Source organism: Nocardia sp. NPDC019395, from assembly GCF_040632335.1.
GTDB lineage: Bacteria > Actinomycetota > Actinomycetes > Mycobacteriales > Mycobacteriaceae > Nocardia.
Genome location: NZ_JBEYBT010000024.1, coordinates 24,123 through 44,190, shown reverse-complemented (window position 1 = coordinate 44,190; position 20,068 = coordinate 24,123). Strand labels below are relative to the sequence as shown.

Here is a 20,068-nt window from a genome sequence, read left to right as displayed (position 1 = left end):
CGCGGACACGGGATGGGGGCTGTGAGCACGTTCATAACTGAGGTTGGGTGCCTTCAGTTTGGGGCGGGGCGGGCCTGATTGTGAAGATGCGGAGGGAAACGCGGGTGCGGGAGGTGCGGGGTGGGACGCGGGTGCAGGCCTTCCACGACTCGCCGGGCTCAGCCGCCGCCGCTGGGCGCGTCTTATTCCCCTACAACCATTCGGTCCGCATGCGACCCCACCCGTTTCTCCGCATGCGGCCGGTCCACCTCGGCGGTTCGGGGCCCGTCTCGTTCTGGAGCGACCAGAGGAAGGGAGCGCAGCGACCGACCGGCGGGAGTGAAGAACGAGACCAAGGGGGCCCCGAACCCCGCGCCGCCGGAGGCGGCGCCAAAAAACACAGCATTCATGTGCCGGTCCGACAAGATTTTCGCAGGCGTGCCAAATTCTCACGGAACAGCGCTAGGGTGACCGTCACGTGCGCGGTCATCGGTGACGGGTGCCGATGGTGAGCGCCTGCCCTCCGTCGCACGGTGGGATCGGAGCTGTTGATGCGCGACATCGTCGACGACCTGCTGCAGGTATGGCGTTCGGGCCGGACGGGCGGGCTGGCCACCATCGTGCGTACCGGGGGGCTGGTGGATACCCCGGTGGGTACGGCGATGCTGGTCGACCCGGACGGGATGATCTACGGATCCATGGCGTCCACCGGTATCGAGGACACCGTGTACGAGGCCACCGTGGAGTCGGCCCGGACCGGGCAGCGCGCATTACATCGGCTCACCGTGCCCGGCCCCGATTCGGGCGGTGACGGCGGGGTCATCGACGTGTTCACCGAGCCGTTCTCCCGTGGCCATTTCCCGGAATTCCCGACAATTGCCACAGAAATCGCCGCGCATCGGCGGATTACGGTTTTCACTGTCGTCTGGAATCCCGAACCGGGAATGATCGGGCAGCATCTGATAACCGATAAGCGGCATGCGACCGAGCTCGTCTCGCTACCGCAATCCGATATTTTCGTGGCCTCGTTCGCCCCGCCCCCGCTGCTGGTGATCTTCGGTGCCACGACGACGACCGCCGCGCTGTCGGCGCAGGCCCAACTGCTCGGCCACCGGGTCGCCATCTGTGATCCCCGGCCGTCCTTCGCCGTACCGGAATCGTTCCCGGGCGCGGAGGTGGTCTGCGATTGGCCGCACCGGTATCTGAACATGCTGGTTTCCGAGGGCGAGGTGGACTCGTCGACCGGAATCGTGCTGGCCACCCACGATCCGCAATTCGAGATTCCGCTGCTCACCGTGGCCCTGCGACTTCCCGAGGTCGGCTATATCGGGGCGGTGGGCTCGGCCATCACCAGTGCCCGCCGCCTCGACGAACTGCGTTCCAGCGGGTTCGACGAGACGATGCTGGCCCGGCTGCACACACCGGCCGGAATGGATATCGGTGCCGCCACCGCCACCGAGACCGCGCTGGCTGTCGCGGCGGAGCTGGTGGCGGCGCGTAACGGCCGGCTCGGCCGGATATCCGTCCCCTTCCCCGCGGAGGCAGCGATCTGAGTCCGCCATACCTCGAGCCCGTTCTCTCCGCCCGGCGACCGAAATCACCCCCGCACACCGACCGTCCGGATTTGCGGTGGGCCGACACTCGTGGACAGTGGTTCTCGTGATCCTCACCGTGACAATGAATCCCGCATACGATGTGACCTACCGGGTCGAGAAATTCACCCCCGGTCAGACGCATAGGGTTCGCTCGGTCGAGCAACGTCTCGGCGGTAAAGGCATCAATGTGACGCGGGTGCTGAACCAGCTGGGGCGCTATGCCCGGGCCACCGGATTCGCCGATCATGCCTTCGCCGCGGCCGCCGAATCCGAGATGCCGGTGGATTTCGTCCACGCCCTGCCGTGGGTCCGGCGCACGGTGGTGATCAGCGAATCCGATACCGGTACCGCGACCGCCCTTCGCGAACCCGGTGCACGGGTGGCCAACCCGCATGCTTCCGAACAGCTCGAGGTCCGGGTCTCGGGAATGCTGCCGCATATCTCCGGTTTGGTGATCGCGGGCTCGCTGCCCGAGGGGATCGATCCCGGCTTGCCCGCGCGGATCGCCCATGCCGCCCTCGAAGCCGGTGTCCCTACCGTGTGTGACCTGGACGGACCCGCCTTGCGGATGGCCTCCCGGGTCCCCGGAGTGGTTTTGCTACCGGGGCTCGGCGAATTCGGGTCACTGACCCGGTCGAACGCCGATACACCGGCCACGCTGACCGCGGCGGCCCGGCCGCTGGTGGATCGCGGGGCCGGCGCGGTGATCATCACCCGCGGCCCACTCGGCATGGTCGCGGTCACCCCCGACGGCGCCTGGGACGCTCATCTGCCCGAACCGCTCACCGGGAACCCGACCGGCGCCGGCGATCCCGTATCCGCCGCGGTGGTCGCGGCGCTCGCGAGCACGAACGCCCCCGATTGGCCTTCGATCCTGGTCGACGCGGTGGCTACCTCGGCCGCTTCGGTGGTCATTCCCGTCGCCGGCGAAATAGACCGCCGGTTGCGTGGGCATCTCACCCCCACCGTTGTCGTCTCCGAGCTGGACACACCCACATCAGGATCCGAATCGGCCTGAAACCGGTCACTTCAGAACGTACGGCGATACCGAGCTCCGGTGCTCGCTGATATCCAGCGTTTTACCCAATGGCGGGAAAGCGCGTTGCGGGCAGTTGGTGCGGTCGCATACGCGGCAACCCGCGCCGATCGGTGTCGCGTTCACTTCCCGCAGGTCGATTCCGTCCGCGTACACGACTCGTGTCGCGTGCCGGATTTCGCAACCCAGCCCGATGGCGAACGTTTTGCTCGGCTGCCCGAAACGAGTCGCGCGGCGTTCGACCGTGCGGGCGACCCACAGATATTTGCGGCCGTCCGGCATCTGCGCGATCTGCGTCATGATTTTTCCGGGGTAGGCGAAGGTTTCGTACACATTCCAGAGTGGGCAGGTGCCGCCGCTGGAGGAGAAATGGAAACCAGTGGCGGACTGTCGTTTCGACATATTGCCGGCGCGATCCACCCGGACGAAAGAAAAAGGCACGCCCCGTAATTCCGGCCGCTGCAGCGTGGACAGCCGGTGGCAGATCGTCTCGTAGCTCTGGGCGAAGAAGGCCGACAACCGTTCGATGTCGTAGCGGAAATCCTCCGCGACCTCATGGAAGTAGGTATAGGGCAGAACAGTCGCGGCCGCGAAATAGTTCGCCAGGCCCAGCATTGCCAGCCGGCGCGCGTCCGGGCCGGAGAAGTTCCCCTCGTCCACGAGTTTTTCCAGGAGTGGGCCGCATTCGAAGTAGGCCAGTTCCGCGGCCAGTTTGAACAGGCGCTGTCCGCCGGAGAGATGCGGGGCGATTTCGAGTACTTGATCGTCCGGGTCGTAGCGGTGCAGGACGCCTTCGCCGAGATCGATCCGCTCCATGATCCGCACGCCGTGCGTGCGCAGCACCTTGGGGATCTCGCTGTGCGCGTCGCCGCCATGGAATCGGATGCGGTTGGCCAGTTCCTCGGCCGCCGTATCGAGCGGATGAATATAGTTCTGCCGCTGGTAGAAGTAGTCGCGCACTTCCTCGTGCGGTTTGCTGATGGTGGCACTGCCCGCGCCGTCGGCGAACCGGTCCTCGGTGGCCGCGGCCAGCTGGGCGCTGGTGTTGCGGTAGCGGTTGTGCATATTGACCAGGGCCCGGGCCATGCTCGGGTGGGCGGAGACCATTTCCGCGATCTCCCGGGCATCGGCCTCGATACCCAGTTCCTGATCCATCACGACTTCTTGTAGTTCGGCGATCAGCCGGGTGTCGTCCTGCGGCGAGAAGAAGGTCGCCTCGACTCCGAATACCTCACTGATCCGCAGCAGAACCGGCACGGTGAGCGGCCGGACATCGTGCTCGATCTGATTGAGATAACTGGCCGATATCTCCAGCTGCTGGGCCAGCGCCACCTGGCTCAGCCCGCGTTCGGTCCGTAATTGCCGGAGCCGGGCGCCGACGTAGGTCTTGGCCATGCGTCCAGTTTAGGCCGTCTTCGCAAGCTGCCATAACAGGGTTAGCAGAAAATGCGAGCCGCGGCCGCCGCCGGGTTTCATTCCGGCCAGTCCGGCGGCCCCAACCGCGACAGCACCCGTTCTACATCGGATTCGGACGGCATCTCGTCGGTGACCTCGGTTATCATCACCTGGATATCGGTGGGGTCGAGTCGATGCGCGGGGGAATTCAGCACCTCGGCCGCGATCTGTTCGACCTCGTCATCGGTGAGCCGCCGCCGCAGCAGGGCGACCAGCGGGATGTAATCCGATTCCGGCACCCCGTCGGGATATCCCCGGCGCAACCAGTCGATCACCGCGTACAGAACTCGGGGCATCACGACCCCTCCTCGGACAAAGGTGAGGCCAGCGGCCAGCCGCCGGCAGCCAGATGCGCGGCCACGCGCGCGGTATCTTCGGGACCGGCCTGCTCCTTGGCCACCCGTTTCACCGCCGCCTCGATCTCCGCGTGGGTTATATCTTCCTGTTCCAGGCGGTCCCGCAACACCTCCTCCGCCACCAGCATGACCTCGTGTTCGGTCAGATCTCGATGCAGGACCGCGAAGAGCGCGACATAATCCGTCCGCGGCACGCCTTGCGGATACCCGGCCCGCAGCCACGCGACGATCCGCGTCAGCAAGCCCTGCCGTTGCGGCGGCTCCTCGCCCGGGGTCATCTCAGCCCTCCCCGAACAGGTGGATACCGAACCGGTCCGCGAGGAAACCCTTGGCGACGAAAAGTACCCCGGCGACGACCACCGTGACTACGACCAGCAGGCATACACAAGCACCGGCCAGCGCGGCCGGGTTCCGCCGGATGGAGCCGTCGGCGGCGGCCACCTCGGCGGCCGACCACCACCGCACCCCGAGCGCGAAGAGCATGGGCACCCCCGCGCCCAGGATCAGGGCAGCCAGCGATACGTCCCACAGCGACCGCAGGTGGGTCAGCAGAGTCGACATCATGCCTCCTCGCCAGGAGTGGACCGGAGCGCGGCCGGCGACCCGGCCGCCGGCGGGGGGCCGGCGGAATCGGACGCCCCCGGCGGATCCGGCGGCGAAGTGGTCTGCGAGTGGTCCGGCGGATCGTTGACGTTGTGGCTGGATACCTTATCGCGCAGCGAGCGCCGGTAGATCTGGCCCGCCAGCGCCGCCAGCAGCGCGAAAACGACCAGGACGCCCGCCAGTCCGCCGATATAGTGTGCCAGCGCCCAGCACAGAGCGCCCGCGATCCCCGCCGCGGGCAGCGTCAGCAGCCAGGCGACCGCCATCCGTCCCATCACACCCCACCGCACTTCGGCTCCCCGGCCGAGACCGGTTCCGAGAATCGCGCCGGTGACGGTCTGCGTGGTCGACAGCGGGAGCCCGAAATGCGCGGAGGTCAAGATGATGGCCGCGGACGCCGATTCGGCCGAGAAACCCTGCGGGGATTCGATCTCCACCAGCCCTTTGCCCAGGGTGCGGATGATCCGCCAGCCACCGAGATATGTGCCGGCCGCGATGGCGAACGCGCAGGCCGCCATCACCCAGATCGGCATGATCTCATCGGCGGTGATACTGCCGTGGGCGACCAGCGCCAGGAATATGACCCCCATGGTCTTCTGGGCGTCGTTCGTGCCGTGGGCCAGCGATACCAGCGATGCCGAGCCGATCTGTCCCCAGCGGAAACCGGTGGTGACCTTGCCATGATCGGCACCGCGAGTGATCCGGTACACCGACCAGGTCCCGATGGCCGTCACCAGCGCCGCGATAACCGGCGAGAGCAGAGCGGGGAGCACGATCTTGTAGAGCACCCCGCCGTCGTCGCCGCCCCAGACCACTCCGCTCCAGCCGAGCGAAGCCAGGGTGGCGCCGATCAACCCGCCGAACAGCGCATGCGACGAACTCGACGGCAGCCCGAACAACCAGGTGAGCAGATTCCAGAGAATCCCGCCCACCAGCCCGGCATACACGATGATCAGGAGTTCGTGCCCGGACACCTCGTCGAGCCGGACGATTCCCTCGGCCACGGTCGCCGCGACCGCCACTGACAGGAAAGCGCCCACCAGGTTGAGAAATGCCGATAAACCCACGGCCACCTTGGGGCGTAGCGCACCGGTAGCGATCGACGTGGCCATCGCGTTGGCGGTGTCGTGGAAACCGTTGGTGAAGTCGAAAGCCAGCGCGGTGACAATGACGATCAGCAGTATCAGTAGCTCAACTGTCACACCCTGCATTGTGCGGCACCGGGTGGCGGTGCCCGACGGGGGTTCGCCGCATGGTTGCGGAACCGATTTCCGGCAGCCGGGTTACCCAGGTGGCGGAACAGGTCTGTAATCGGAATATCCGTGGTCAGACGTCGGCCGGGTCGAGCTGGGGGCGCACGGCCGCGCTCGCGGTCACCGCCCAGCGCCGCGCGATCATCCCCAGGCACGCGCACACCACGATCACCACCGCCATCGGAACACCGGTTCCGGAACCGCCGAGCCCGACCAGCGGTGAAACCACCGCGCCCAGGGTGAACTGCAGCGAACCCATCAGGGCCGAGGCGGTCCCGGCGGCGTGCCGGGCACGGTCTATGGCCAGTGCGCTCGCCGTGCCCATAACCGTCGGCGTGGACGCGACCATCACGAAGAGCACCGGCAGTACCAGCGCCGCGGAAGCGCCGGCGATGAGCAGACCGAGCAGCGCGAGCGCGGCCACCAGGATCACCGCCTGCCCGATTCGCAGGATCGGCCCCGGCCCGAACCGTCCGACCAACCGGGAGATCACAACGCCGGCGACCACCATGCCCGCGGCGTTGCTCGCGAAGATCAGCGTGTACACCCGGTTGGACATTCCGAGCACGTCCTCGACCACGAACGGTGAGGCCGAGATATAGGCCATCATTCCGGCGAACCCGAGAGCGAACGCGAAGATATAGCCGAGGTAGCCCCGATCCGAGGCGATCTGCCGGATCCCACGCACGGTCGCGCCGAATCCGGCGGTGTGCCGCTCGCCCGGTGGCAGCGATTCGGGCACCACGGCCAGCGCACCCAGGAACATCAGCAGGAAGATCCCGCTCAACGCCCAGAATTCCGCCCGCCAGCCCGCGGACACCAGCACCCCGCCGAGTAGCGGCGCGACGACCGGTGCGATACCGCCGATGGCCGAGAACAGCGTGAAGATCTTGGCCGTGGCGGCGCCCTCGGTGCGATCCGCGCCGACCGCTCGCCCGATGACCAGACCCGAGGAAGCCGTCAGCCCCTGAACGAACCGCATGGCGATGAGCAACCAGATGGTCGGGGCCAGGGCGCAGATCACCGTCACGATCACGGTGATCGCGGTGGCGAGGACGAGCGGGCGGCGGCGCCCGAACCGGTCCGACAGCGGCCCGATGAACAACTGCCCGGCCGCCAGACCGACCAGGAAGGCGGTCAGCGTGAGTTGCACGTTCGTCGCGCTGGTTCCCAGATCGTCGGCGAGGTCGGTGAAGGCCGGCAGGTACATATCCACCGCGAACGGTGCCGCGGCCGACAACAGGGCCAGCACCACCAAGAGTGATCCCGACACTCCGGGCCGGGTTGTGATCGGCATTCAGGGCACCTCCTCCAAGATACTTATTTATTAATACATAAGCTATCATGGCGATATGAGCAACCCCGCCGACCTCCGCGACCTCGATCACGCGCTGCGCGAGGTGGCCCGGGCCGTCCGTAAGGCGACACCTCGGCTCACCGGAGCCGAGGCGCTCACCGATACCCAGTTCGAAGCGCTCCGCTTCATCGTGCACAACCCGGGTGCGGCGCCGGGCGAACTCGCGGCGCTGGCCGGTATGCAGCCGAGCAATATGAGCGTGGCACTGCGGCAGTTGGCCGAATACGGATTGATCGTCCGGGAACGCGATCCCGGTGACCGCCGCTGCAACCGCGTCCACCCGACCGACAAGGCCGTCGCGCACGCTCGTGAGATGGAAACGGTTCGCACTGCTCTCGTGCTGGATGCCCTCGCCGAGATCGACCCGGCAGAGCAGGACAAACTGGTTGCCGCGGTGGGGGGATTACGCGCCCTCGCCGCCGCGCTCGGCGCGAAGGGCTGATCTCCCGGGCCCGCACGGCTTTCCACCGCGCGGACCCGGTTCCGCACTGCTCGCGGCGATCAGCTCAGAACGCCTCTTCCGGCAGGTTCATGATGTCGGTATCGATCGCGGCCACGATCTCCCGGGTGGCGCTGAGCGTCGGCAGGACGTTCTTCGCGAAGAAGCTCGCCACTCCGACCTTGCCCGTATAGAACGGCCGGTCGCGGTCTGCGGCGTCGGCGGCCAGTGCCGCGGCGGCCACCTCCGCCTGCCGCAGCAGCAGCCAGCCGATGAGCAGATCGCCGACCGCCAGCAGGAAGCGCACCGATCCGAGACCCACTTTGTACAGTTCCGAGGGTTCGGACTGGGCCGCCATCGCGTAGCCGCTGAGGGCGCCGGCCATGGCCTGTACATCGGACAGTGCGGTACGCAGCAGCGCGCGTTCGGTTTCCAGGCGCCCCGTGGGCGTGTCCAGGAACGCGGTGATCTCGGCGAAGATATGGCCCGCCGCGGCCCCCTTGTCCCGGATGATCTTGCGGAAGAAGAAGTCCTGCGCCTGGATGGCGGTGGTGCCCTCGTACAGCGAGTCGATCTTGGCGTCGCGGATGTACTGCTCGATCGGGTAGTCCTGCAGATATCCGGAGCCGCCCAGGGTCTGCAGCGATTCGGTCAGGTACTGGTAGGCGCGCTCGGAGCCCACACCTTTGACGATGGGCAGGAGGAAATCGTCCACCCGATGCGCGGTTTCGGCATCCACCCCCGAAACCAGTTCCGCGACATCGGCATTCTGATGCACAGCGGTGTACAGGTAGACCGCGCGCAGCCCCTCGGCGTACGCCTTCTGGGTGGCCAGACTACGACGTACGTCCGGGTGGTTGGTGATGGCGACCCGCGGTGCGGCCTTATCCGACATCTGGGTCAGATCGGCGCCCTGGACACGCTGTTTGGCATACTCCAGCGCATTCAGATAGCCGGTGGACAAGGTGCCGCTCGATTTGACGCCCACCATCATGCGCGCGTTCTCGATCACCTTGAACATCTGGGCGATCCCGTTGTGGGTATCACCGACCAGCCAGCCGACGGCCGGATTGTCGCCGCCGAAGGTGAGCTCACAGGTCGGCGAGGATTTCAGGCCCATCTTGTGTTCCACATTGGTGACGTACACACCGTTACGCTCACCCAATTCCAGCGTCTGCGGGTCGAACAGGTATTTCGGCACATAGAACAGCGACAGTCCCTTGGTACCGGGACCGGCGCCCTCGGGCCGGGCCAGCACGAGGTGGAAGACATTCTCCGCGGTATCACCGACATCCGCGCCGGAGATGAACCGCTTCACACCCTCGATATGCCAGGTACCGTCGGCCTGTTCGGTCGCCTTGGCGCGGCCCGCGCCGACATCCGATCCGGCGTCGGGTTCGGTGAGCACCATGGTGCCCTGCCAGTGTCTTTCGAAACCCGCCGCGGCCCAATGCTTCTGCTGCTCGTTCCCGATTCCGTACAGCACCTGCGCCATCACGGCGCCCATATCGAAGAAGATGGCCGCCGGATTGGCACAGGTGATCATCTCGCTGACCGCCCAGGTCAGCGCCGCGGGAGCGGGCATACCGCCCATTTCCTCGGGTTTGCCGAGCCGGTTCCAGCCCGCTTCGCGGATGGCCAGAATGGTTTTGGTGAGCGGTTCGCCGACGCTGATCGAATGCGATTCCGGCCGGAATTCCACCGGTTCCCGGTCGGCGGCGGCGAAGGATTCCGCGACCGGCCCCTCGGCCAGCCGTTTCACTTCGGCCAGGATCTCGCGTGCGGTATCGGTATCGAGATCGCCGTATGCGCCGGTATCGAGAATCTTGCCGAGTTCGAACACTTCGAACAGGTTGAATTCGATATCGCGCAGATTCGCCTGGTAGTGACCCACGGTCGTCCTCCTGGTCGGTTCCCTGGCGGCCGGGCAGACCGCGTGGTGACAGGCTTTTGGACATCGTACGAACAGCAGGATGCCGGACCCGCACACGGGTACGCAACCGTAGCCTCGGCCGCCGTATCGCTGGGCCCGACCAGCCCACGGGACGAGCAAGCGACGCCCCTGGTCAGCAGTCCGGCTGCAGCGGCCAGCACTCCGACGGACCGGCCGGCGGCGGCGCTGCCGGTTGGGTACTGCTACTGGGCGCCGCCGGCTCGGCGGCGGGCCCATCGGCGAGCAGGGATCCGATGATCGCGACCAGCACGACCAGCACACCCACCACCGCGACCGTCAGGACGGACCAGCCGATCACATCGTGGACCCGCCGCGAGTCCGGGCGCCGCAGAGGTATCCGTCGCCGCGGGCTTTTCGCCGGTTCCGGCAGCTTGTCCTCGAAGCCCGCGGTGATCAGTTCACCACGCTCCGGCGCCCAGCCGGTGAGTGCCCGGGTGGCCGCGCAGACCCGGCCCAGCGTCCAGCGCGGGGGACCGGGGGCGAAATTCTCCAGAAAGATCCGTAGCTCGGTGGGATCCGCGGCATTTCCCACCACCACGTCGAGTCCCGGCCGCAAGGTCTCCCGGGCCGGTCGCACCACCGCGCCCCGCATCGGCACCAGAACCACCGCACCGCACAGCTGACCGGGATCGTAGGTGGCGCGTTCGAACGCCACCTGCACCTCCCGCACCGCACTCTCCACCCGGTTCACCGGATCGCCACCCAATCCGACGTCCAGATCGGCGGTCGCCTCGCCCACCCGCCACGGCCGCTCGGTGGATACCGTCAGCATCCCGCTCTGTTTCGTTCGGAACCCGATCACCTCGACCACGAGGATGCCCTGCGGAGTCCAGATGACCGCACCGACCTGCCTGGTACCCCGCCGGGTGCCGATTCGCAGATCCACGATGGCCAGCCCGGTAGACGGGAGCTGCCGCAGACATTCCACGAACTCCGATTCGGCAGCGGAAAGCTCCGCCCGATCGTCGACTTTCACCAGCATCGTTCTCTACCTCTGCTGTGTGCCGTTACGCCCTCTGCCACCACTGACCCCCGGTGTCGATCATGACCCGCCTGCCCCTTTCGTACCACTGATATGACCTGCGGTTCAGGCGAATCAGCGATCAGCGAGCGGAAACCCGGCGTTCACGGCGGCCCCGGCGCGGCGCTGCGGACAGATCCGCCGAACCGCGCGGGATGCCCCCGCGTTGGTTAACCTGCTGTCATGCCCGACGCCGCAACGCATCGAGAACCGACAATCGCACTGGTACTGGGAGGCGGGGGACCCGTCGGGATCGCCTGGCTGGCCGGTCTGACCCAGGGCTTGCGGACGGCGGGGATCGACCTGGCACGCGCCGACCGAATCATCGGAACCTCCGCCGGCGCGGTGGTGGGCACCGCCATCGCCACTCGCGCGGACCTGTCCACCCTGCTGACCCCCCGCCCGACGCCCGCCGAGCCGCCGGCGCACGATTACGGGCCGCTCCTGGAAATCGCCTCACTGTTGCGCACCGTCGACAAGGACCGCGATCAGGTCCTGCGGCGAGTGGGTGAACTGGCACTCGGCGCGGATACCGGCGACCAGGCAGTGCACCTCGAACGGATCGGATCCCTGGTGGGTTTCGCCGACTGGCCCGAGCACGATCTGCTGATCACCTCGATCGATATCGGGTCGGGGGCGCTGCGCGCCTGGACCCGCGACGACGCGGCCACCCTCGTTCAGGCGCTGGCCGCCAGCACCTCGGTCCCCGGGGTCTTCCCGCCGATCGAGATCGGCGGCAGGCACTACATCGACGGCGGCGTGCGGTCCACCATCAATGCCGACCTCGCCGCCGGCTATGACTCGGTGGTGATCCTGGAACCGCTCGCCCACGTCTATCCCCGCACCCGCGCCGACCGGAGCCTGGACGCCCGAGAGGTCTCGATCGGACCGGACGAAACCGCCGTCGCCGCCTTCGGTGGCGACCTGTTCGCCGAGGCCGCACTCGGACCCGCCTACGAATCCGGTCTGCGCCAAGCGGTCGCGGCCGCGGCGGAACTGCAGGAGTTCTGGCCTGCCGCCTGACGGGTTTCCCACCGGATCTCAGATGGTGCGCGGACCGCGCGCGGCCCGCAGCACCGCGCGCGGGGCGGCGGGGCGGCCACCCGGCGACGGGACGAACGGTGCGTCCACCCCGATACGCCGCGCGAACTCCGCGAGACCGGGCGTGCGCTGATCCATGCTGAGCAGATCCGCGGTCGCCGAGCGCACCGACAGGTGCCGGCGCACTTGTTCAGGTGCGAGCGCCTCGGCCTCGAGCAGCAGTGACAGCGCTCGCTCCGGATTGCGCCGCTGCGTCCAGGCGCGGGCCGTATCGACGACGAGCCGCACGCGATCGAAATCCGGCAGGTTCTTCCCGTCGATCCGGCCGGCCAGCCGTATCGCGGTGCCGGCGTCACCCAGTTCCACCGCCGCGGCGACCTCGTGCAGATCGACCGCGGTCGGCCCGAATGCTATGCGGTATTCCTCACGGTCCGCACCGAGAGCGCTCGCCACTTTGCGCGCCCGCGTCAGCATCTCGCGGGCTCGCTCGGCATCCTCGATTCGGGCGGCGATGATCGCGGACTGCAGAGTCAGCCCGCCGTAGACCGTCAGCGCCCGTGGCGCCGACTGATCCAGGAGTGTTTCCAGCGCCGCCCGGGCGGAATCCGCAGTCTGCCGGGCCAGGTCGAGGTGCTGCGCCCGCTGGAAGATGATTGTGCGCCGGAACGCACAGGCCGCCATGAGGATCGGGTCCGCACTGCGCTGCGCCTTGCCCATCGCGCGTTCCGCGGCGGCCCAGGCGGCATCGAACTGCCGCAACTCGGCCAGCGCTACCGCCCATACCTGGTAGGTGTCGGCCAGCAGAGTATCGGCTCGTGTGAGGCCGGCGCCCGCCGCCGCTTCCAGGTCGGGCACGAGCGATTGCAGCAGCGTGCGCAGATCGGCGTAGCGCGCCTGCCGGGTGAGTGCCCAGGCGGATTCGACCTGGTCGGCGAGCAGGTCCAGATCGAACCCTTCCCGGACCTCGGACACCGCCGCCCGGAGGGCATGATCGCGGGCCAGCAGCAGGCGCAGGGCGAGGACATACGCCGGGACAGGTTCGGCCTGCGCGGTGGGCGCGGTGGGCGCCAATTCCGCAACGGGTATTTCCAGAACCTCCGCGATCCGTTCGAGCACATCGAGCGCCTTGACCGGGCGGACCCCGCGCTCCACCTGTGACACCCAGGCTTCGGAACGTTTTATCAGTGGCGCGAAATCACGTTGGGACAATCCTTTTCGGGCTCGGTAGTAAGCGATCTTCCGCCCGACCCCGGATTCGTCATCTGCCATCAGTGCGATGCGCCTTTCGCCGCGACCGGATGTATCTCCGGCCTCGCCCGATAGTAGGACGACAACCGGCCGTTCGTAGAGGTCGGCAGTACATGTTTTCGCGGATCGGGATCACCGGTTCGCCGATAGCGCTCACGCTCACGGAGTATCGGTCCGGCAGCCGCGATGCGCCTCCTGGTCACGAAGGTTCCTGACGCGTCGAGGGTCGCGCGACCGGGAGAGCTGGCGTCCTACCGCCCCGCCATCTAATATAAGAAGAAACTTATCAAAGGAGGAAGAGATGGGTTTGCTCACCGATCCCGTCGCCATCGCCGGACTGGTTTCCCGGGAGATCCGAACGGGCGAGCGGCAGGGAATGCCGACCAAGATCGCCGTCGCCCGGCGCTCCTACGCCACCGATCCGGACGATCTCTGGAATGCGCTCACCGACGCCGGCCGGATACCGCGCTGGTTCCTGCCGGTCAGCGGGGAACTGAGCGTCGGCGGCAGGTATCAACTCGAAGGAAATGCGGGTGGCGTCGTCGAAGAATGCGAACCGCCCAAACGGTTCGCCGTCACTTGGGAAATGGGCCCGATGATCTCCTGGCTCGAAATCCGGCTCGATCCGGCCGCCGAGGGAACCACCTTGGAATTGGTGCACGAAGCGCCCGTCGACCCGGATATGTGGAAACAATTCGGCCCCGGCGCGGTGGGCGTGGGCTGGGATCTGGGTCTCATGGGCTTGGGCCTGCACCTGGAAACCGGCGCGGGCGTGGATCAGGCCGCGGCCCTGGAGTTCCCGACCACCCCGGACGGTCTGTCCTTCGTCCGTGCCGCGGCCGCGGGCTGGGCGGCTGCCTCGATCGCCGACGGCGACGATCCGGCGTTCGCGAATCCGGCCGCGGAGACCACCGTGGCGTTCTACACGACGGTCCCGGAAGAGGGCCCACAATCCTGATGCCCGGTTCGACTCCGGAAAAAGTGTTCGAGGCGCTCGCCAGTCCGGTCCGCCGCGAAATCCTGCGCCTGGCCGCGAACGACGAGCAATCGGCCGGAGCGCTCGTCGCCGGTGTCCGGGCACATACGCCGATCTCCCAGCCCGCGGTCTCCCAGCACCTCGAGGTGCTGCGCACGGCCGGGCTGGTGCGTGTTCGGTCGGTGGGGGTTCAGCGGATGTACACCCTCGACCCGGACGGTATCGCCGCTGCCCAGGAGTGGCTGGCCGCCCTACTGGACCCGATGGCGCAGTTCACCCAGCCGCTCGACGCCCTCGCCACCGAGGTCGCGCGCGGTAAACGCGAGCGCCGCCGGCAGCAGCCACAGCAGGACGGAACATCCCGCGACACCCGGACAGCCTGAGTTCCTCCAGTCCCCGAACGTGCCCGGCGCGGCTCAGGCGCCTCCTCGGCTACTCGCGGAAGCCGGTACGTCCGAGACACCCCCACCTGATATACAGCTGTTGTGCGGCGGTGGATGATCGGTGCGGCCTGTGGGCTGGTGATGGTGCTGGTCGTGCTGGCCGGCGGGTACTTCCTGATGAACTCCCGCACCTACCAGTTGGCCGGTCGACTGGTGGATCGAGTGGCGACGAGCGAGAAGGTAGTCGCGCTGACCCTCGACGACGGCCCCACCGACCACGCCCGCGAAGTACTCGACATCCTCTCCACCGCCGATATCCCCGCGACCTTCTACCTCAACGGACACGATCTGGCCGCGCGGCCCGAACTGGGCCGGGCGATCGCCGCCGCCGGCCACGAGATCGGCAACCACACCTACAACCACCGCCGGATGGTGCTGGTCTCCCCCGAGACGGTGGCCGATGAAGTGGAACGCACCGATACCGAGATCCGCCGGACCGGTTATCTGGGCGAGATCACCTTCCGCCCGCCGTACTGCAAGAAACTGTGGACCCTGCCCGACTATCTGTCCGATCACGACCGCACGACGGTCACCTGGGATGTCGAACCGGATACCGGCAACAGTTCGGCCGCCGAAATCGTGGAAGCCACCACCGAGCAGGTCCGGCCCGGTTCGATAATCCTGCTGCACACCATGTTCGGCAGCGGCGCGGCCGCACGGGCCGCGATAGGGCCGATCGTCGACAAACTGCGGGCCGACGGCTACCGATTCGTCACGGTCTCCGATCTGATCGGTCGCGCCGGGCCGCCATGATCCGGCGGCACCGGTACCCACGGGCGGGTAGGTTCAGGGCAGCGCCGCGCGTCGCCAAAACTGTGATCGAGCCCGCGGCAAGAAAACGGCTTCCACCCGAGAGGGGCAGATCGATGGCTTCGGCGTCGCAACCACGGATAACCCCCGGCCGCCTGCGCGAACTGGGTCCGTTCAACTGGGCGGCGTGGCAGGTGCTGTCCCGGGCGTCGGGCACCCGGGACGCGCAGCTGTTCAGCACCCTCGGGCGGGCCGGCCGGCTGTTCCGCGGCTGGCTGCATTTCTCCGGAATGCTGATGCCGGCCGGACAGTTACGGCGCCACGACTCCGAACTGGTGATCCTGCGCGTCGCGCACCTGCGCGATTGTGAGTACGAAACCGACCATCACATCCGCCTCGGCCGCCGAGCCGGGGTGACTCCGGAGATTCTGGAGCGGATCCGCGAAGGCGCAGCCGCCGAGGGGTGGACGGACAAACACCGCGCCCTGCTCACCGCGGTCGACCAACTGGTCGCGACCCGCGATATCGACGACGCGGCCTGGGAACATCTGGCCACCTACTACGACGATCGCCGGCTGATCGAAATCGTGCTCCTGGTCAACCAGTACGAGGGCCTCGCCGCCACCATCAACACCCTGCGCATCCGCCGCGACGAGTTCTGAGCGCTCGCACGCGGAGCTCGAGCCGCCGTCGCACGGATCGGTCCGCCCCACCGGCACGCCGGGTGGCGATCGGCGACGCGCTGCCTCACCCGAGCCCCTCCGTACCGGCCGCAACGAGCAGCTCCACCGAATCCGGCGGCACCGCTGAAGCCTCGGCCGCCCGCGCTACTCGAAACGCCCAGCGGCAACGCCGAGTTCAACGAAGCCCCGCAGGGCCGCCACCCCCCGATCGAACGCACCCCAGCGGTGGCACCGAACCCTAAAAGGGTTTCGACCCGGCGATACCGTCAGTCCTCGAAGCGCATACGCCCCAGGCGCGAGCCTCGAGACCCGACGGCATCAACCAACGGCCCAAAACCCGCGCCGCCACAGGCGCGCCAACAAGCACACCACAGTCTGCGAACCCCGCCCCACAACTCGCGTCAGCCAGCATGCGCCCCTGCCCCGATTCCCCGCATGCGACCGGTCCGCCTTGGTGGTTCGGGGCCCGTCTCGTTCTGGAGCGACCAGAGCGAAGGAGCGCAGCGACTGAGCGCCGGGAGTGAAGAACGAGACCAAGGGGGCCCCGAACCCGCGCGCGCCAGCGCGCCAAAAATACAGCACCTTCCCGGACCGTCAGCCGTGCCCACAAACCCGCGTCAGCCAGCATGCGCCCCTGCCCCGATTCCCCGCATGCGACCGGTCCACCTTGGCGGTTCGGGGCCCGTCTCGTTCTGGAGCGACCAGAGCGAAGGAGCGCAGCGACCGATCGCCGGGAGTGAAGAACGAGACCAAGGGGGGCCCCGAACCCGCGACGCCGCAGGCGGCGCCAAAAACACAGCTCAGAAGTTGATCATGTGCCCGGCCAGGCCGTGGATCGCCTCCTGCAACGCCTCACTCAGAGTCGGGTGCGTGTGCACATTGCGGGCCAGTTCGTTGACCGTGAGGTCCCACTTCTGCGCAAGGGTCAGCTCCGGCAGCAGTTCGGAGACATCCGGGCCGATCAGATGGCCGCCGATCAGCTCACCGTACTTGTTGTCCGAGATCAGCTTGACGAAACCGGTGGCATCGCCCAGGCCGTGCGCCTTGCCGTTGGCGGTGAACGGGAAAGTCGCGACCTTCACGTCGTAGCCCTCGTCGCGTGCCTGCTGTTCGGTGAGGCCGAAGCTGGCTACCTGCGGCTGACAGAAGGTGGCGCGCGGCATCATCCGGTAGTCGCCCAGGGTCAGGGTCTCCGCACCGCCGATGGTCTCGGCCGCGACCACGCCCTGAGCCTCCGCGACGTGCGCGAGCTGCAGTTTCGCGGTGACATCACCGATGGCGTAGATATGCGGCACGTTGGTGCGCATATTGTCGTCGATCGCGATCGCGCCGCGGTCGGTGAGCGCGACCCCGGTGTTCTCCAGCCCGAAGCCCTCGACCCGGGGGGCGAAGCCGACAGCCTGCAGCACCTTGTCGACGGTGACCGTTTCGACCGAACCGGACTTGTTGTCCTTGATCGCCACGGTGACCTTGGCGCCGTCGTCGTCGATCGACTGCACGGCCGCGCCGGTGCTGATGGTGATCCCCAGCTTCTTGTACGCCTTGGTGATCTCCTTGGAGACATCGGCGTCCTCGTTGGGCAGCGCGCGGTCCAGGAACTCCACGATCCGCACGTCCACGCCGTAGTTGCGCAGGACGTAGCCGAACTCCATCCCGATGGCGCCGGCGCCGACGATCAGGATCGAACCGGGCAGATCGCGGGTGAGGATCTGTTCCTCGTAGGTGACCACATTCGCGCTCAGCGAGGTGCCCGGCAGCAGTTTGGTGTTGGTGCCGGTGGCGATGATGGCGTTGTCGAAGGTGATCGACTCCGTGCCACCTTTGCTGAGCCCCACCGAGATCGTGTTGGCATCGGTGAAGGTCCCCGTGCCGTCGTATTCGGTGATCTTGTTCTTCTTCATCAGGAAGTGGACGCCCTTGACCCGGCCGTCCGCGACCTTACGGCTCCGGTCGAAGGCCGCGCCGAAATCGAACGACGCCTCCCCGGTGATACCGAAGGTTTTCGCTTCCTTGGTGAAGATATGGGCCAGTTCCGCGTTGCGCAGCAGCGCCTTGGACGGGATGCAGCCCACGTTCAGGCATACGCCACCCCAGTATTTCTGCTCGACAATTGCTGTTCGCAGGCCGAGTTGAGCGGCGCGGATCGCGGCGACGTAACCGCCGGGACCAGCACCGAGAACGACGACATCGTAGTGGGAAGTCACGTTGTCGAGCCTAACTCTCCCCGGGTGGCGGGGCCCACCCCACCCGCCCTCGCTGGTGAGCCGGATCACCGGCGTCCGGTCCCGGCCACGGCCCCGGTTTCAGCGGAGCAGGAAAGCGACCAGGAATCCTGCCGCGGTCGCGATACCGACCCACCAACCGCCCTCGCGGTAGGCCTCCGGCATGAGCGAGTCGGCGAGTACGGCGATGGTGGCGCCGCCCGCGAATGCCTGAACGGTGCTGATCGGGGTCGCGCCGAGATGATCCGACAGCACGCGCCCGGCGACGGTCACCGCGACGAGCACCAGCCCGGTCAGCACCCATAGGAGGAACACCCTGCCGGTGGCGACATTTCGCTGTCGATGCAGCAGCGCGGATCCCCCGATCGCCTCCGGAACGTTGCCCACCGCGATGGCCACCAGCAGCACCAGCCCACCGGCCGACCCCAGCGAAACCCCGAGCGCGGTGTTCTCCGGGACACCGTCCAGGACAGTGCCGAGCATGAGGGCCCAGCCGACGGCGGACGCTCCCACCCGCCGTTCGAGAAGATGGTTGGCACTCACGTAGACGATGGCGCCGAGGAACAGTGCGACGCCCGCGGTGAACGCTCCGGCCTGCACGAACGCCGGTTCGAACAACTCGTTCGAGACCGCGGCGATCATGGTGCCCGCGCCGAAAGCCATAAGTGAGGCGAGCAATGGTTTGGGCAATGTGGTGCGTAACCCGATGGCCGCGCCGATCACCAATGGAATTGCCGTGCCGAGCCCGTACAGCAGTGCGGTTCCCATAAGGTGAACACTATGTGTTGCGCGGTTATTGGTTCGGCCTCGCGTGGCGTATCGAAATAATTCTATAATTTCCCTCTAAAATCACACAAAGCGCACCGCGTCCCGGCACTGTCCGATTTGACAGTTTTACCGGTGACCGTGACTGCGAGCAGCCAACTTTCGGCAAACCCGCTGCATGCGACCGGTGCGCTACGAAAGGCCCGATCGATGACGAGGGGATCGGGCTTTTCGGTATTGTTCTGCGCGATGTCACAGGAAGCGAATTCGGGACGCAGGTACGCCGGCCAGCCCGTAGAAGATCGGCAACGCGAGCGGCGCGCGCGTTTTCTCGAATCCGGCCTGACGGTTTTTGCCCGCGACGGGTATGCCAATAGTTCGGTCGGTGCCATTTGCAAGGATGCGGGGTTGTCCTCGCGCCAGTTCTACGAGGAGTTCACCGGTCGCGAATCCTTACTTCTGGAACTCTTCGGTCTCATCGACCGGGAATCCCGGGCGGCGGTGCTGGCATCGCTGGACCACAGTGCCGATTCGAGCGCGCTACAACGCATCGACGCGGCGATCCGCGCGTACGTACATTCCATCGGATCCGATATGCGGCGGGCCCGGGTCGTCCTGGTCGAAGTCGTCGGCGCGGGCACCAAGGTGGAGAAGATGCGCACGGAATCGCGCCGCTCCTGGAGTGCCGTCCTGGCCCGCGCGGCAGAGGACGCGGCCCTGCACGGCGAGATCCCGACCGGCGATTACGACCTGCGCATGCTCGCGATCATCGGCGCGGTGAACTACGTGATCGACGAGTGGAGCGGGACCGAACCCCGGCAACCGCTCGACGAGGTGGTCCGGGTGCTGAGCCGGATCATCATCGGCGCCATCCGGGCCTGACGCGTCGGCT

At 67.1% G+C, this 20,068-nt stretch carries 20 protein-coding genes; 9 read left to right on the top strand and 11 right to left on the bottom strand.

Annotated elements, in window-relative coordinates; translation table 11 throughout:
* Window positions 1–530 precede the first annotated feature (530 nt).
* Together ABZ827_RS29055 and ABZ827_RS29050 are read left to right on the top strand one after the other, a co-directional pair.
* Window positions 531–1,532 carry an XdhC family protein gene (locus ABZ827_RS29055; protein ID WP_357243448.1) on the top strand — a complete coding sequence of 334 codons (1,002 nt, stop codon included), beginning with the start codon at window positions 531–533 and terminating at the stop codon, window positions 1,530–1,532.
* A gap of 97 nt (window positions 1,533–1,629) precedes the next feature.
* Window positions 1,630–2,592, top strand: coding sequence for a hexose kinase (locus ABZ827_RS29050; RefSeq protein ID WP_357243445.1), 963 nt, complete (start codon window positions 1,630–1,632; stop codon window positions 2,590–2,592).
* Window positions 2,593–2,598: 6 nt separating this feature from the next.
* On the opposite strand, the gene ramB is transcribed toward ABZ827_RS29050, so the two are convergent.
* From ramB to ABZ827_RS29020, 6 genes are all read right to left on the bottom strand, one after another.
* Complete coding sequence (gene ramB / locus ABZ827_RS29045) at window positions 2,599–4,005, bottom strand: acetate metabolism transcriptional regulator RamB (RefSeq protein ID WP_357243442.1); 1,407 nt, start codon at window positions 4,003–4,005, stop codon at window positions 2,599–2,601.
* A gap of 77 nt (window positions 4,006–4,082) precedes the next feature.
* A complete protein-coding gene (locus ABZ827_RS29040; protein WP_357243514.1) occupies window positions 4,083–4,361 on the bottom strand; it encodes a DUF3349 domain-containing protein in 279 nt (92 codons plus the stop codon).
* Window positions 4,361–4,699, bottom strand: coding sequence for a DUF3349 domain-containing protein (locus ABZ827_RS29035; RefSeq protein WP_357243439.1), 339 nt, complete (start codon window positions 4,697–4,699; stop codon window positions 4,361–4,363). The genes ABZ827_RS29040 and ABZ827_RS29035 overlap by 1 nt, the downstream gene beginning before the upstream one ends.
* 1 nt (window position 4,700) lies before the next feature.
* Complete coding sequence (locus tag ABZ827_RS29030; protein ID WP_357243437.1) at window positions 4,701–4,982, bottom strand: hypothetical protein; 282 nt, start codon at window positions 4,980–4,982, stop codon at window positions 4,701–4,703.
* Window positions 4,982–6,226 carry an inorganic phosphate transporter gene (locus ABZ827_RS29025; protein ID WP_357243434.1) on the bottom strand — a complete coding sequence of 415 codons (1,245 nt, stop codon included), beginning with the start codon at window positions 6,224–6,226 and terminating at the stop codon, window positions 4,982–4,984. The genes ABZ827_RS29030 and ABZ827_RS29025 overlap by 1 nt, the downstream gene beginning before the upstream one ends.
* Before the next feature lie 124 nt (window positions 6,227–6,350).
* The gene (locus ABZ827_RS29020; protein ID WP_357243431.1) at window positions 6,351–7,574 is read right to left on the bottom strand and encodes a multidrug effflux MFS transporter; all 1,224 of its coding nucleotides are present in this window, start codon (window positions 7,572–7,574) and stop codon (window positions 6,351–6,353) included.
* Between the two features lie 55 nt (window positions 7,575–7,629).
* On the opposite strand from ABZ827_RS29020, the gene ABZ827_RS29015 reads away from it, so the two are divergent.
* The gene (locus ABZ827_RS29015) at window positions 7,630–8,076 is read left to right on the top strand and encodes a MarR family transcriptional regulator (protein ID WP_357243428.1); all 447 of its coding nucleotides are present in this window, start codon (window positions 7,630–7,632) and stop codon (window positions 8,074–8,076) included.
* A gap of 64 nt (window positions 8,077–8,140) precedes the next feature.
* On the opposite strand, the gene ABZ827_RS29010 is transcribed toward ABZ827_RS29015, so the two are convergent.
* Window positions 8,141–9,967 carry an acyl-CoA dehydrogenase gene (locus ABZ827_RS29010; RefSeq protein ID WP_357243425.1) on the bottom strand — a complete coding sequence of 609 codons (1,827 nt, stop codon included), beginning with the start codon at window positions 9,965–9,967 and terminating at the stop codon, window positions 8,141–8,143.
* A 172-nt stretch (window positions 9,968–10,139) separates the two neighbouring features.
* Complete coding sequence (locus tag ABZ827_RS29005) at window positions 10,140–11,009, bottom strand: nuclease-related domain-containing protein (protein ID WP_357243421.1); 870 nt, start codon at window positions 11,007–11,009, stop codon at window positions 10,140–10,142.
* A 222-nt stretch (window positions 11,010–11,231) separates the two neighbouring features.
* Between ABZ827_RS29005 and ABZ827_RS29000 the strand changes: the two genes are divergently transcribed.
* Window positions 11,232–12,071 (top strand): patatin-like phospholipase family protein, encoded by an 840-nt coding sequence (locus ABZ827_RS29000; protein WP_357243418.1) that lies wholly within the window; start codon window positions 11,232–11,234, stop codon window positions 12,069–12,071.
* Window positions 12,072–12,089: 18 nt separating this feature from the next.
* Here ABZ827_RS29000 and ABZ827_RS28995 read toward each other — a convergent pair whose 3' ends face one another.
* Entirely contained in the window at window positions 12,090–13,358 is a 1,269-nt protein-coding gene (locus tag ABZ827_RS28995) for a helix-turn-helix transcriptional regulator (RefSeq protein WP_357243415.1), read from the bottom strand.
* Between the two features lie 280 nt (window positions 13,359–13,638).
* On the opposite strand from ABZ827_RS28995, the gene ABZ827_RS28990 reads away from it, so the two are divergent.
* From ABZ827_RS28990 to ABZ827_RS28975, 4 genes are all read left to right on the top strand, one after another.
* Window positions 13,639–14,295, top strand: coding sequence for an SRPBCC family protein (locus ABZ827_RS28990; protein ID WP_357243412.1), 657 nt, complete (start codon window positions 13,639–13,641; stop codon window positions 14,293–14,295).
* Entirely contained in the window at window positions 14,295–14,696 is a 402-nt protein-coding gene (locus tag ABZ827_RS28985; protein WP_357243409.1) for a metalloregulator ArsR/SmtB family transcription factor, read from the top strand. Before ABZ827_RS28990 ends, ABZ827_RS28985 begins: the two co-directional genes overlap by 1 nt.
* Window positions 14,697–14,810: 114 nt before the next feature.
* Complete coding sequence (locus ABZ827_RS28980) at window positions 14,811–15,509, top strand: polysaccharide deacetylase family protein (RefSeq protein WP_357243511.1); 699 nt, start codon at window positions 14,811–14,813, stop codon at window positions 15,507–15,509.
* Between the two features lie 113 nt (window positions 15,510–15,622).
* Window positions 15,623–16,168, top strand: coding sequence for a carboxymuconolactone decarboxylase family protein (locus tag ABZ827_RS28975; protein WP_357243406.1), 546 nt, complete (start codon window positions 15,623–15,625; stop codon window positions 16,166–16,168).
* 821 nt (window positions 16,169–16,989) lie between these two features.
* Here ABZ827_RS28975 and lpdA read toward each other — a convergent pair.
* Window positions 16,990–18,393, bottom strand: coding sequence for a dihydrolipoyl dehydrogenase (gene lpdA / locus ABZ827_RS28970; RefSeq protein WP_357243403.1), 1,404 nt, complete (start codon window positions 18,391–18,393; stop codon window positions 16,990–16,992).
* Window positions 18,394–18,492: 99 nt separating this feature from the next.
* Window positions 18,493–19,179 (bottom strand): ZIP family metal transporter, encoded by a 687-nt coding sequence (locus ABZ827_RS28965; RefSeq protein WP_357243400.1) that lies wholly within the window; start codon window positions 19,177–19,179, stop codon window positions 18,493–18,495.
* Window positions 19,180–19,425: 246 nt separating this feature from the next.
* Here ABZ827_RS28965 and ABZ827_RS28960 point away from each other — a divergent pair, with 246 nt between their 5' ends.
* Window positions 19,426–20,058 (top strand): TetR/AcrR family transcriptional regulator, encoded by a 633-nt coding sequence (locus tag ABZ827_RS28960; protein WP_357243397.1) that lies wholly within the window; start codon window positions 19,426–19,428, stop codon window positions 20,056–20,058.
* Window positions 20,059–20,068 lie beyond the last annotated feature (10 nt).

Excerpts from the sequence above, each read along its gene's own strand:
- ABZ827_RS29055 (WP_357243448.1), top strand. The coding sequence starts at position 531 with ATGCGCGACATCGTCGACGACCTGCTGCAGGTATGGCGTTCGGGCCGG.
- ramB (WP_357243442.1), bottom strand. The coding sequence starts at position 4,005 with ATGGCCAAGACCTACGTCGGCGCCCGGCTCCGGCAATTACGGACCGAA.
- ABZ827_RS29040 (WP_357243514.1), bottom strand. The coding sequence starts at position 4,361 with ATGCCCCGAGTTCTGTACGCGGTGATCGACTGGTTGCGCCGGGGATAT.
- ABZ827_RS29035 (WP_357243439.1), bottom strand. The coding sequence starts at position 4,699 with ATGACCCCGGGCGAGGAGCCGCCGCAACGGCAGGGCTTGCTGACGCGG.
- ABZ827_RS29030 (WP_357243437.1), bottom strand. The coding sequence starts at position 4,982 with ATGTCGACTCTGCTGACCCACCTGCGGTCGCTGTGGGACGTATCGCTG.
- ABZ827_RS29020 (WP_357243431.1), bottom strand. The coding sequence starts at position 7,574 with ATGCCGATCACAACCCGGCCCGGAGTGTCGGGATCACTCTTGGTGGTG.
- ABZ827_RS29015 (WP_357243428.1), top strand. The coding sequence starts at position 7,630 with ATGAGCAACCCCGCCGACCTCCGCGACCTCGATCACGCGCTGCGCGAG.
- ABZ827_RS29005 (WP_357243421.1), bottom strand. The coding sequence starts at position 11,009 with ATGCTGGTGAAAGTCGACGATCGGGCGGAGCTTTCCGCTGCCGAATCG.
- ABZ827_RS29000 (WP_357243418.1), top strand. The coding sequence starts at position 11,232 with ATGCCCGACGCCGCAACGCATCGAGAACCGACAATCGCACTGGTACTG.
- ABZ827_RS28995 (WP_357243415.1), bottom strand. The coding sequence starts at position 13,358 with ATGGCAGATGACGAATCCGGGGTCGGGCGGAAGATCGCTTACTACCGA.
- ABZ827_RS28990 (WP_357243412.1), top strand. The coding sequence starts at position 13,639 with ATGGGTTTGCTCACCGATCCCGTCGCCATCGCCGGACTGGTTTCCCGG.
- ABZ827_RS28985 (WP_357243409.1), top strand. The coding sequence starts at position 14,295 with ATGCCCGGTTCGACTCCGGAAAAAGTGTTCGAGGCGCTCGCCAGTCCG.
- ABZ827_RS28980 (WP_357243511.1), top strand. The coding sequence starts at position 14,811 with ATGATCGGTGCGGCCTGTGGGCTGGTGATGGTGCTGGTCGTGCTGGCC.
- ABZ827_RS28975 (WP_357243406.1), top strand. The coding sequence starts at position 15,623 with ATGGCTTCGGCGTCGCAACCACGGATAACCCCCGGCCGCCTGCGCGAA.
- ABZ827_RS28965 (WP_357243400.1), bottom strand. The coding sequence starts at position 19,179 with ATGGGAACCGCACTGCTGTACGGGCTCGGCACGGCAATTCCATTGGTG.
- ABZ827_RS28960 (WP_357243397.1), top strand. The coding sequence starts at position 19,426 with ATGTCACAGGAAGCGAATTCGGGACGCAGGTACGCCGGCCAGCCCGTA.